This window comes from Micromonospora sp. WMMD754, from assembly GCF_049315235.1.
Lineage (GTDB): Bacteria > Actinomycetota > Actinomycetes > Mycobacteriales > Micromonosporaceae > Micromonospora > Micromonospora sediminicola.
This window is the reverse complement of the sequence record NZ_CP186058.1, coordinates 360,757-372,534: the sequence shown is the minus strand read 5'-3', so window position 1 is coordinate 372,534 and position 11,778 is coordinate 360,757. Positions and strand designations below refer to the sequence as shown.

The following is an 11,778-nucleotide window of genomic DNA, read 5'->3' as shown; positions in this document are numbered from 1 at the left end:
TCACAGCAGGCGGCGGCGGAACCGCCACATCAGGGCGGCGTTGGCGACCAGCACCACCGCGCAGATCGCACCGGCCAACCTCCCGGCCAGCACGGTCATCGCCGGCAGCGAGGCCCACAGCACGATCGTCAGCAGCATCATGTACCGGCCCCGGCGGCCCTTGACCCGGTTGTCCAACCGGGCGAAGAACCGCGGATCGCTCTCCCGCAGCTGGCGGGTGATCTGTTCGAACCTGCGCTGATCCTCTTGGCTGAGCATGGCGGTGCCTTCCCCTCACGGCTTCAGCGGTTCGGCGGCATACCCGGATCGAAGGGCGGTCACGCGCCGCCGCTGCTGCTGTTTCGACGAGCCGGACACGAGTGCACACACGGCCCGGTGGCCGGTCGCGGCCGGACGACGACGCCGCGGAGTGCGATATACCGCTGAGTCATAAACATGACCAGGCGGTATATCGCCCAGGAATCGTCGTCCGGCTGTCCAGCAGTCCGGATGTCCGGGACCTCAGCGCAGGCTTATCCCTACCTTAAGTTTGCGTGAGGTGGTGAACGCGGCCGGCAGCGTCACGGCGGGTCGAAACGTCACGTCCGGGCGGTCGGTGCCCGGGTAGCCCCTGCTCCGGACGGTCGGCGGTCGGCTTTCCGGTGCCCGGCCCCGTGCAGACGGCCTGAGCACCGTCTTAAGTGCGCGCTCGGGCGCTTTCGGCGCGCCTTGAGCGGCCGGGGAGCGCTGGCTACTTTCCCGTAGCAACTCTCCGGCAACCGTCGCCGCCCCTCCGCCACCCAACCCCCGGGTGGCCGGCGTGCCGGCGCTCGAAGAAAACGGGATAGGTACATGGCCGACCTGAACGTGCCACCGCGTCGACCCCGGGACGACCGCGGCTGGGACGGATACCAGCACCCCCATCCGGACGGGTACCGAGACTCCGCCGCGCCGTACGCCGGCGGGCACCCCGCCCCGCAGTCCGGCGCGGGCCCGCAGTGGGTCGGGCCGAACGGCTTCGCCCCCGCCGGCCACGCGACCGGCGGCTACGCCCAGCCCGCCGCCGGCGGTTACGCCCAGCCCGCGCCCGGCGGCTACGCCCAGCCCGCCGGCGGGTACGGCCCGCCGCCCGGACCGGGACTGCCCAGCCTGGACGACGACGGTGCGGACGCGCCGCGAAGCGGCCGGCGCCGCGCCCTGGCGACCCTGGGCGGCGCGGCGGTGGTCGCCGGCGGCGCCGCCCTGGCCCTGTCCCCGCAGATCCGTGGCCTGTTCACCGACGAGGCGGCGGGTGACGCCACCGGCACGGTGACCACCGACGGCACCACGGCCCGGCCCAGCGGCCAGCAGCCCAGCACCGTGCGGACCTACACCGAGCAGAACGAGAGCTACATGGGCTCGCGGGCCGGTGCGGCGCTCAAGCGCAACGCCCCGGCCGGTGGCCGCCTGTTCGGCAGCCCGGCGGCCGCCGCCGAGGCGACCGAGGTGACCGTGAAGACGGTGCTCGCCAAGGACCCGATCACCCACCTGGCCCGCCGGACCACCTTCGGTCCGACGCCCAAGGTGATCGCCGACATCAAGCGGCTCGGCATCGACGACTGGCTGCGCCAGCAGTTGGAGCCGGAGAAGATCGCCCCGACCAAGGGCGAGCTGAAGCTGGCCGAGCTGCCCTCGCTCAAGCTGAGCCCGACCCAGCTGCGGGACCAGCGCGAGCAGCTCAACGAGCGCGGCGTCGACCCGGCCCGGGAGACGGTGGACGCCACCATCGCCCGGCAGATCTGGTCCGACCGCCAGCTCTTCGAGGTGATGGTCGACTTCTGGAACGACTTCCTGCACGTGGCGGCCGACTTCGACGGCGGCGAGAACTACCGCAACGCGTTCGACCGCGACGTCATCCGCAAGCACGCGCTGGGCAGCTACCCGGACATGCTGGTCGCCGCGAACAAGCACCCGGCGCTGCTGCTCTACCTGAACCAGGTCGACTCGCGCAAGGACGCGATCAACGAGAACCTGGCCCGGGAGAACCTGGAGCTGTACTCGGTCGGCGTCGACGGCGGCTACACCGAGAAGGACGTGCGGCAGGCCGCGATGCTGCAGACCGGGCGCGGCGTCGCCGACGGCAAGTACATGTTCTTCGCCGACCGGCACTACGTCGGCAAGGTGAAGATCCTCGGGTTCAGCCACGCCAACAACTCGAGCGACCCGAAGGTCGCCGACAAGGTGATCGACTCGTACATCCGGTACATCGCGCTGCACCCGTCGACCGCGAAGTACGTGGCCCAGAACCTGGCCACCCGGTTCGTCTCCGACACCCCGCCGAAGTCGATCGTGGACCGGCTGGCGAAGGCGTACACCACCAACAAGGGCAACATCCGCCCGGTGCTGGCGACGCTGTTCAGCTCGTCGGAGTTCTGGGCCGCCGTCGGCCAGAAGGTGCGCCGGCCGATGGAGTACCTGGTCGCCACGTACCGGTCGCTGGGCGTGGGCCCGGACGCGACCGCCGGGTTCGAGGGCGACAAGCGGCGTACGCCGTTCGCTCAGGGCCTGCGGCAGATCCAGGACAAGATGCGTGAGCTGGGCCAGTACCCGATGGGCAAGCCCACCCCCGACGGCTACGCCGACGTCTACCTGGCGTGGACCTCGGCCGGCACCATGATCGACGGCTGGAACGAGGCCGGCGACCTGCTCGGTGGCTGGCGCAAGCAGTTCACCTACGTCAAGCCGGAGAAGCTGGTGGCGAAGCCGCCGGCGACCGCCGGGGCGTACGTGGACGCGCTGGCGCAGAAGCTCGTGCACCAGAAGCTGAGCGCCAAGGAGAAGAAGCTCGTGCTCGCCGTGGCCGGGGTCACCGAGAGCACCAAGGTCGACGCCACCTTCAACGGGGCCATCGCCGCGGTCGCGCGGACGATCCTCGCGTCCCCCCAGCACCACCTCCGGTGAGGCATTCGATGGAGATGACCGTGAACCCGTACCCCCTGCACCCCGAATGCCCCGACCTGCGGCGGCTGGCCGACAACCCGGCCGAGGCGCTGCTGCGCGCCGAGGCCGACATCGTCGCGGCCGAGAACGCGGCCGAGGCCGACCGGTACCGCCGCCTGGAGGAGGTCGAGGAGGCCCAGCAGGACGGCCGGGGCGTCACCCGGCGTACCTTCGTCGCCGGCGCCGCGGCCACCGCGACCGCACTGGCCACCGCGCAGTTCGTCACCACCTCGGCGTCGTTCGCGGCGACCAAGACCGGCACCCTGATCCACGTCTTCCTCTACGGCGGGCTGGACGGGCTCAGCCTGGTCGCGCCGGCCGACGACCCGGTGCTCGCCAAGGCCCGGCCCGACCTGCTGCTCGGCAACGACTCGCTGGCCCTGGGCCGCGGCTTCAAGCTGACCAGCGCGTTCGCCCCGCTGGAGAAGTGGCTCAAGGCGGGCCAGCTCGGCTTCGTGCCGGCGGTCTCCGACCCGCGGCTGTCCCGCAGCCACTTCCAGGCCGCCGACGCCTGCAACCTGGGCGGCCTGCCCGGTGAGACCGGTGGCCGGGGCTGGCTGGACAGCCTGGTCGACACGCTCGGCAAGGGCACCGCGTTCCGCAGCGTCGGCATCGGCAGCACGCTGCCCCGCTCGCTGGTCGGCGTGAACGGCGCGATCTCCCTCAACAGCGTGGGGGAGCTGCGGCTCAACGGCGACGACAAGTACCGCGCCGCCACCGAGAAGGCGATCCGTGGCCTGTTCACCGGGATCAACCACCCGGTGGAGGAGTCGGTCATCGAGGGGATGGGCGCGCTGGCCACCGCCCAGAAGCTCGCCGCGAAGCCGTACGCCGCCGCCCCCGGGGTCGAGTACCAGGGTGTCGGGAACGCGTTCAAGCAGCTCGCCCAGCTCATCAAGGGCGGGGCGAACGTGCGGGTGGCCACCGTCGGCATGGGTGGCTACGACACCCACGAGAACCAGGGCACCCGCGAGGGCGGCCAGCTCTGGCGGCGGCTCAACGAGCTGGCCAACGCCATGGCCGCGTTCTTCACCGACCTGGGCGACCGGGCGTCGGACGTGACGATCATGGTGTCCAGCGAGTTCGGCCGCCGGGTCGGCTCGAACGGCGGCGGCACCGACCACGGGCACGGCGGCGTGGTCACCGTGCTGTCCGGGCGCAAGCTCGCCGGGTCGCTGCTCGGCGCCTGGAACGGCTTGGACAAGCTGGACAGCGGCGACGTGCCGGAGTACAACAACATGTTCAACGTCTACGGGTCGGTGGCGCAGGGCCGGTTCGGCCTGACCACCGCCGAGGTGGACAAGGTCTTCCCCCGGCAGAAGTTCACCCCGATCAAGATGTACGCGTGACGTATCAGGACACCCGCGCCGCCGGCCGCCGTACCGGGCACTCCGCCCCGTACGGCGGCCGTCCGGCTGCTCCCGTACCGCCGGGCCGGCCGCGCCGCGGGCCCGGCGGCCGGCGTGCGCTGGCGGTGGTGTTCTGGCTCGGCCTGGCCGCCGCGGTCCTGCCGTGGTGGCTGGACACCCCGGCCGGCTCGCTGACCGACACCGCCGACGTGCTCACCGCCGGCGGTCGGGTCACCGGCCTGGTCGCCGGCTACCTGCTGCTGGCGCAGGTGCTGATGATGAGCCGGCTCGGCGTGCTGGAACGCACGCTCGGCGGGGAGCGGATCTCCCGGCTGCACCGGGACCTCGGCGCCACCCTCCTGGTGGCGGTGCTCACCCACATGGCGCTGCTGGTGGTGGGCTACGCCCGGCAGGAGAAGAACTCGGTCCTCGGCGAGGTCGGCGCGCTGCTGACCGACTACGAGGACATGGTCTCCGCGTTCGTGGCCGCCGGCGTCATGGTCGCGGTCGGGGTCACCGCGGTGCGCGGCGTACGCCGCCGGCTGCCCTACGAGCTCTGGTACGTGCTGCACCTGACCAGCTACCTCACGCTGCTGCTCGGGTACGCGCACCAGTTCAGCAACGGCGCCCAGCTCTACGAGCCCGGGCCGGTGCGCACCGGCTGGATCGCCGCGTACCTGCTGGTGGTGGCCGCGCTGGTGTGGGGCCGGATGATCGCGCCGCTGGTGTTCAACCTGCGGCACCGGCTGCGGGTGGCCGACGTGGTGGCGGAGAGCCCGGACACCGTCTCGATCTACCTGACCGGGCACCGGCTCAACCAGATCGACATGCTCGGCGGCCAGTACTTCCGCTGGCGGTTCCTCAACCCCGGCTGCTGGTGGCAGTCGCACCCGTTCTCCGTCTCGGCGGCGGCCAACGGCCGCTGGCTGCGGCTCACCGTGAAGGTCGTCGGCGGCCACACCGCCGAGCTGCGCGACCTCACCCCGGGCACCCGGGTGTGGGCCGAGGGCCCGTCCGGCACGTTCACCGCCGCGCACCGCACCCGCGAGCGGGCCCTGCTCATCGCCGGGGGCAGCGGCATCGCGCCGCTGCGGGCGATGCTGGAGGAGCTGCCGCCCGGCGCGGCGTTGATCTACCGCGCCCGCACCCCGGCCGACGTGCTGCTGCACCAGGAGCTGGACTGGCTGGCCCAGGCCCGGCAGACCTCGGTCTGGTACGTGATCGGCCGCCGTGACGACCCCGGCCCCCGGCAGGTGATGAACCCCGAGGGCCTGCGCCGGCTGGTGCCCGACCTGACCCGGCGCGACGTCTACCTGTGCGGCCCCGGCGGCCTGGTCGACGAGGCCGTCAGGGCGCTGCGCGCCGCCGGCGTGCCCCGCCGCCAGATCCACCTCACCGCGTTCGAGCTGTAGGAGAAGCACCATGCGTCGCGCGCTCCTCGCGATCACCGGCCTGGCCGCCGGCACCACCGCGCTGGTGGTGCTCAAGGGCGCGCCGGGCACCGGGCAGGCCGCTCAGGACCTGCCGGCCGCGCTGGCCCCGGCCGCCCCGGGCGGCTCGCCCGCGCCCGGCGGGCCGACCCCCACCGCGCCCGGCGGGGTGACGCCCTCGGCCGCGCCGAGCGCGTCGGCGAAGCCCAGCGCCAAGCCCTCCGCCGACCGGAAGCCGGCCAGCCGGGGCGGCACCCGGACCAGCAGCGCCCCGGCCGCGCCGAAGACCACCACGAAGGCGCCGCCGAAGCCGACCACCCGCACGGTGACCGGCCCGTCGGTCAGCTACGAGTACGGCTCGCTCCAGGTCCGGATCACGTTGAGCGGCAGCCGGATCGTCGACGCCACCGCGATCGGCATGCCGCTGGGCGGGCAGTCCGGCCAGCGCAGCGACGACGTGCAGGCCCGCTACAGCGGCAGCTCGGGCGAGGTGGTGGCGAAGCAGAGCGCGAACCTGAGCACCGTCTCCGGCGCCACCTACACCAGCACCGCCTACAAGCAGTCGCTGCAGGCCGCGATCGACAAGGCCTAGCCTTGACCGCCGCCGGTCGGCCCGGGCTGCGCCGGGTCGAGCAGATCATGGGTACGGCGATCAGCCTCGACCTGGCCGACGAACTGCCCGCCGCCGTCCTGCACGAGCTGGCCGAGGACACGTTCGACTGGCTGCGCGAGGTGGACGCGCGGTTCAGCACCTACCGGGACGACAGCGAGGTGTGCCGGCTGGACCGGGGTGAGTTGGCGCTGGCCGACGCCTCCGACCACCTGCGGGCCGTGCTCGAGTGCTGCGCCGACCTGTGGTCCGCCACGGACGGCTTCTTCGACGCGTACGCGACCGGGCGGCTGGACCCCTCCGGCTACGTCAAGGGCTGGGCGGCGCAGGTGGCGTCGGACCGGCTGCTGGCCGCCGGCGCCCCGAACCACTGCGTGAACGCCGGCGGCGACGTGCGGGTACGCGGCCACACGGCCACCGGTGAGCCGTGGCGGATCGGCGTGCGGCATCCCTGGGACCCGGCGGCGACCTGCCTGGTGCTGACCGGCACCGACCTGGCGGTCGCCACGTCCGGGGTCTACGAGCGCGGTCACCACGTGGTGGACCCGCGCCGGGGGACGCCCGCGGTCGGACTGCGCTCGGTCACGGTGGTCGGCCCGGACCTGGGGCTGGCGGACGCCTACGCCACCGCCGCCGTCGCCATGGGCGACCCCGGCATCGCCTGGCTGGACCGCCTACCGACCCCCTGGCAGCACGCCGTGGTCACCGACACCGCCCGCCTCCTCCACTCCCGCACCCTCCCGGTGACCCCCTGACGGGGACGGGGCGGTCAGCGGAGGGGGCGGTGGAGGATGGCGGGGCGGGAGCCCGGCGGTCGGGGGCGGCCGGGGCGGGCGCCCCGGGGGCGGGTGAAGCCCCACGGGTGGGGGCGGCGGCGGTGCCGCGGTGGCTCGGTGCCGCCGGTGTGGCGGGCCGCGTCGTCCCTGGACATCGTCAAACCCCCGCTCTGGCGCGTGCGCGCCCTCGGCAGGCTCAACGAGTGCGGTGCCGGGGAGGTCGCTGTCGGGCAGTTGTCCCGGCTCAGCGGCCTCGGCGGGGCAGGGGGAGGTGGCCGGGGAGCAGGTCCGGGGTGAGCGTCACCCCGGCGGCCCGTAACGCGGCGATCAGCGCGTTCTGCACCAGGTAGGAGTCGGGGAGCTGCCATCGGGCCTGCTCCGGCGCGACCGCCCAGCGCACGGTCCCCTCCGGCAGCCGGGTCGGCGGCGCCGGGATCCACGAGCCGGGGCCGTGCCGCACCACGTGGAAGCAGTGCTCCAGCTCCGGCCGGAGCGGGTCGCCGGGGCGGACCAGGAACATCCAGCGGCCGGTCGGGGTGACCAGCACCGGCCCCCGTACGCCGAGACCGGCCGGGTGGGTGGCGACCGTGTCCAGCACCCGCCGGCCGAGGTGGGCGGCGACCTCCAGCACGTCGAACGCGTGTCCGGTGGGCAGCAGCACCCCGTGCGGGCGGTCCCGCCACCAGGTGGCCACCCGGGCCGGGTCGGCGCTGGCCGCGCGCTCCCAGTCCTCCAGGGCGGGGTGGCAGCCCACTGTGGGACAGCCGGCCCGCCCGCAGACGAAGCGGCTGTTGGCCAGGCAGGCCCCCGGGGTGACCGGCCAACCGTGCAGCGCGTACCGGACGGCGACCCGGCGCAGCCGGACCCGCTCCAGCGGCGACAGGTGAGCGACGCGCGGTCGGACGTTCCCCCACATGTGTGCCATCCCCTCTCGCCCCGCCGAACCGTCCACATGCCACACGTCGAAAGCCGTCACTGCCGTAACCCACGCTCGTTGAGCTGACGAACGGCCGGTGCAACTTGCACGAAAACTACGAGAATTGGCTGGACGGCTGACGCACAACCTGTGCGACCAGGGCAAACCTGATGGACGTGGGGGGACCGGCCGGCGCCGTGAGGGGGAGGGAGCAGGGATGGACGAACTACCCATAGGCCGGCGGGTGGCGTACTGGCGGAGTCGCCGCAAGATGTCCCAGCAGGTCTTCGCCGACCGGCTCGGCAAGTCCAAGAGCTGGGTGGACAAGGTGGAGCGCGGCGTCCGCCGGCTGGACAAGTTCTCGGTCCTCTACGAGATCGCCGACATCCTCCAGATCGACGTGCAACTGCTGCACGGCAAGGACCCGGAGCGGCGCACCGACGCGCTCAACTGCATCGACCAGGTCGAGGTCGAGGAGATCCGCACCGCCCTGGAGCGGTACGACTCGATGAGCGCCTACTTCGACGCCGCGCCCTACCCGCCGCCGCTGGCCGACATGCACAAGGCGGTCAACCACGCCTGGCTCACCTACCAGTACGGCCGCTACGGCATGCTCACCCGCGCGCTGCCCAAGCTGCTGCGCGACGCCCAGGCGGCCGACGCCGGCTACGGCGGCGGCGGCGACCAGGCCCGGGAGGCCGCCCACCTGCTCGGGCAGGTCTACCAGATCGCCTCCTCGGTGCTGCGCAAGCTCGGCGAGTGCGACCTGGCCTGGCTGGCCGCCGACCGGTCCATGGCGGTGGCGCAGCGGGCCGACGACCCGCTGCTCGCCGGCATCGCCACCACCCGGGTCTGCAACGCCCTCGTCGCGATGGGCCGCCCCCGCCCGGCGCTCGAGCTCAACGTGCGGATCGCCAACCGGCTCGCCCCCGGCGGCGACAACGACGTCCGGCCCGAGCGCCTGTCCGTCTACGGCATGCTGCTGCTCCAGGGCGCGATGGCCGCCGCCCGGATCGGCGACTCGGCGACGGTCGACGACCTGCTCACCGGCGCGGGGGAGGCGGCCACCCTGCTCGGCGCCGACCACAACCACTACTGGACGTCGTTCGGCCCGACCAACCTGGAGCTGCACCGGGCCGCCGCGGCCGTCGAGCTGGGCGACGGCGGCCGGGCGGTGGAGACGCACCACCGGCTGGCCGAGCCCGCGTTCAACGCGCTGCTGCCCGAGCGGCGCGCGCACCACCTGCTCGACCTGGCCCGGGGCTACGCCCAGATCGGCGACGTCGCCAACGCCGGCGACATGCTGCTGCGGGGCGACCGGCTCGCGCCCTCCGAGATCCGTTGCCGGCCCATCGCCCACGAGGTGATGTCGGACGTGCTCCGTCGCACACGGGGTGCGCCGCCTCCGCCCATCGCGGAGTTGGCTGAGCACATGGGAGTAGGAGTATGAGCGCGGGTCGGGTCGGATGAGCGGTCCGCACACCAGCAACGGGCACCGCCGGGTGCTCTACGTCATCGCCTGCGGCTCGCCGCTGGCCCGTCACGTCGGCCGGCTGGTCGACCTCGCCCAGCGAGACGGCTGGACGGTCTGTGTGGTCACCACGCCGGACGGCGCGAAGTTCGTCGACCGGACGGCGCTGGCCCGGCAGACCGGTCACCCGGTCCGGACGCACTACAAGAACCCGGGCGACCCGGACGTGCTGCCCCCGGCCGACGCGATCCTGGTCTGTCCGGCGACGGTCAACACGGTCAACAAGTGGGCGGTGGGCATCACCGACACGCTGGCGCTCGGCCTGCTGGTCGAGGCGCAGGGCCTCGGGGTGCCGATCGCGGCCGTCCCGTACACCAACGAGGCGATGGCCGGGCACCCGGCGTTCCGGGCGAGCCTGGCCCGCCTCCGCGAGTGGGGCGTCCGGGTGGTGTTCGGCGAGCACGTCGTCCGCCTGCACCCGCCGGGCACCGGTGAGCGGCACCTGGACGCCTTCCCCTGGGACGCCGGCCTGGCCGCCCTGGACGGCGCGGCGCGGCCGGTCGCCCCGGTCGGCTGACGGGTGGGCGCGGGGCCCGTCGACGTCCGACGGCCCCGCGCCACCGCGGTGGGCGTGTCCCCGGCCGGACGCCGGTAAGCTGGCCGGCCGTGAGCACAACCGGATCGCCGCCCACCGTCGCCGACGTGGTGGCCGCCCTGGACCGCCGCTACCCGCCGGCCTGGGCCGAGGAGTGGGACCGGGTCGGCCTGGTGCTGGGCGAGCCCGACCACCCGGTACGCCGCGTCGCCTGCGTGGTCGACGTGGTCCCGGAGACGGTGGACGAGGCGCTCGCCGCCGGCGCCGACATGATCGTCGCGCACCACCCGCTGCTGCTGCGCGGCGTCTCCTCGGTGGCCGCGACCACGTACAAGGGCCGGATCGTGCACCGGTTGATCAAGGCCGACGTCGCCCTGTACGTGGCGCACACCAACGCCGACGTGGCCGCCCCCGGCGTGTCCGACGCCCTGGCCGCCCGGTTCGGGCTGACCGGGTTGCGCCCGCTGCACCGGCCCCGCCCCGGCTCGCCCGCCGACGGCCCCGGCCGGGGCATCGGCCGCATCGGCGAGCTGCCCGCCCCGACGACCCTCGCCGAGCTGACCCGGCGGGCCGCCGACGTGCTCCCGGTCACCGCCTGGGGAGTTCGCGCCGCGGGTGATCCCGGGCGTATGGTTCGTACCCTCGCCGTCAGCGGTGGCTCGGGGGACAGCTTCCTCGCCGAGGCGACCGCGGCCGGGGTGGACGCGTTCCTCACCGCGGACCTGCGTCACCACCCGGCCGGTGAGCACCTCGCCGCCGGTGGGCCGGCCCTGCTGGACGCCGCCCACTGGGCGACCGAACGACCCTGGCTGGACGACCTGGCCGCCCACCTGCGGGACGAGCTGGGCGTCGAGGCCGTGGTGTCCGACCTGGACACCGACCCGTGGACCGTGCACGCCGCCGCGCCCCGACCGGACGACAAGGAGCCCCGACCGTGAAGGCTGACCCGAAGGTGCAGCGTCGCCTGCTCGACCTGCAGGCGATCGACACCACCCTGGCCCAGCTCGCGCACCGCCGCCGGAGCCTGCCGGAGCGGGCCGAGCTGGAGGCGCTCGCGCGGGAGCTGTCCGCGCTGGAGGACGAGCGGGTCCGCGCCCAGGTGGCGGTCGACGACCTGGACCGGGACATCGCCCGGCTGGAGAAGGACGTCGACCAGGTGCGGGCGCGCAAGAGCAAGGACGAGGCCCGGCTGGCCTCGGGCAGCGGTCCGGCCCGGGAGCTGGAGGCGCTCCAGCACGAGCTGGTCTCGCTCAACCGCCGGCAGAGCGACCTGGAGGACGCCGAGCTGGAGCTGATGGAGCAGCGGGAGACCGCGCAGGGCGTGCTCGACGGCATCGAGGGCCGGATCGCCGACGCCCGGGAGCGCCGGGCCGCGGCCGAGCAGCGCCGCGACGACGCGCTGGCCGAGATCGCCAAGGAGGAGGAGTTCAAGCGCACCTCCCGCCAGCCGCTCGCCGGTGACCTGCCGGCGGACCTGGTCACCCTCTACGACAAGATCCGCGAGGACACCGGGCTGGGCGCGGCGCTGCTCACCGGGGGCCGCTGCGGCGGCTGCCGGCTGGAGCTCTCCGGCGCCGACCTGGCCCGCATCCGCAAGGCCGACCCGGACGACGTGGTCCGCTGCGAGGAGTGCCGCCGGATCATGGTCCGGACGAACGAGTCGGGGCTGTAGT

The 11,778-nt window shown here is 73.9% G+C and carries 11 protein-coding genes; 9 read left to right on the top strand and 2 right to left on the bottom strand.

Features of this window, described 5'->3' with window-relative positions; translation table 11 throughout:
* Nucleotides 1–258: a DUF3040 domain-containing protein gene (locus ACN27B_RS01665; protein WP_091572710.1), complete on the bottom strand. Its 258-nt coding sequence runs from the start codon at nucleotides 256–258 to the stop codon at nucleotides 1–3.
* A 573-nt stretch (nucleotides 259–831) separates the two neighbouring features.
* Here ACN27B_RS01665 and ACN27B_RS01660 point away from each other — a divergent pair.
* Genes ACN27B_RS01660 through ACN27B_RS01640 form a run of 5 tightly spaced genes read left to right on the top strand, consistent with a single transcriptional unit; the run spans nucleotide 832 to nucleotide 7,102 of the window.
* A complete protein-coding gene (locus tag ACN27B_RS01660; RefSeq protein WP_422743174.1) occupies nucleotides 832–2,919 on the top strand; it encodes a DUF1800 domain-containing protein in 2,088 nt (695 codons plus the stop codon).
* Nucleotides 2,920–2,933: 14 nt separating this feature from the next.
* Nucleotides 2,934–4,307 (top strand): DUF1501 domain-containing protein, encoded by a 1,374-nt coding sequence (locus ACN27B_RS01655; protein ID WP_253866784.1) that lies wholly within the window; start codon nucleotides 2,934–2,936, stop codon nucleotides 4,305–4,307.
* Complete coding sequence (locus tag ACN27B_RS01650) at nucleotides 4,304–5,719, top strand: ferredoxin reductase family protein (protein ID WP_422743172.1); 1,416 nt, start codon at nucleotides 4,304–4,306, stop codon at nucleotides 5,717–5,719. The genes ACN27B_RS01655 and ACN27B_RS01650 overlap by 4 nt, the downstream gene beginning before the upstream one ends.
* A gap of 10 nt (nucleotides 5,720–5,729) precedes the next feature.
* Complete coding sequence (locus ACN27B_RS01645; protein WP_422743170.1) at nucleotides 5,730–6,329, top strand: FMN-binding protein; 600 nt, start codon at nucleotides 5,730–5,732, stop codon at nucleotides 6,327–6,329.
* Between the two features lie 47 nt (nucleotides 6,330–6,376).
* Complete coding sequence (locus ACN27B_RS01640) at nucleotides 6,377–7,102, top strand: FAD:protein FMN transferase (protein ID WP_396823781.1); 726 nt, start codon at nucleotides 6,377–6,379, stop codon at nucleotides 7,100–7,102.
* A 265-nt stretch (nucleotides 7,103–7,367) separates the two neighbouring features.
* On the opposite strand, the gene ACN27B_RS01635 is transcribed toward ACN27B_RS01640, so the two are convergent.
* A complete protein-coding gene (locus ACN27B_RS01635; protein ID WP_091572730.1) occupies nucleotides 7,368–8,039 on the bottom strand; it encodes a bifunctional DNA primase/polymerase in 672 nt (223 codons plus the stop codon).
* A gap of 217 nt (nucleotides 8,040–8,256) precedes the next feature.
* On the opposite strand from ACN27B_RS01635, the gene ACN27B_RS01630 reads away from it, so the two are divergent.
* The 4 genes from ACN27B_RS01630 to ACN27B_RS01615 all read left to right on the top strand — a co-directional run bounded on the left by ACN27B_RS01630 (nucleotide 8,257) and on the right by ACN27B_RS01615 (nucleotide 11,777).
* Nucleotides 8,257–9,489, top strand: coding sequence for a helix-turn-helix domain-containing protein (locus tag ACN27B_RS01630; RefSeq protein ID WP_099164163.1), 1,233 nt, complete (start codon nucleotides 8,257–8,259; stop codon nucleotides 9,487–9,489).
* A 16-nt stretch (nucleotides 9,490–9,505) separates the two neighbouring features.
* Nucleotides 9,506–10,087: a flavoprotein gene (locus tag ACN27B_RS01625; protein ID WP_099164164.1), complete on the top strand. Its 582-nt coding sequence runs from the start codon at nucleotides 9,506–9,508 to the stop codon at nucleotides 10,085–10,087.
* Nucleotides 10,088–10,176: 89 nt separating this feature from the next.
* Nucleotides 10,177–11,043 (top strand): Nif3-like dinuclear metal center hexameric protein, encoded by an 867-nt coding sequence (locus tag ACN27B_RS01620; RefSeq protein WP_422743167.1) that lies wholly within the window; start codon nucleotides 10,177–10,179, stop codon nucleotides 11,041–11,043.
* Complete coding sequence (locus ACN27B_RS01615; protein WP_099164166.1) at nucleotides 11,040–11,777, top strand: zinc ribbon domain-containing protein; 738 nt, start codon at nucleotides 11,040–11,042, stop codon at nucleotides 11,775–11,777. Before ACN27B_RS01620 ends, ACN27B_RS01615 begins: the two co-directional genes overlap by 4 nt.
* Nucleotide 11,778: the final 1 nt, after the last annotated feature.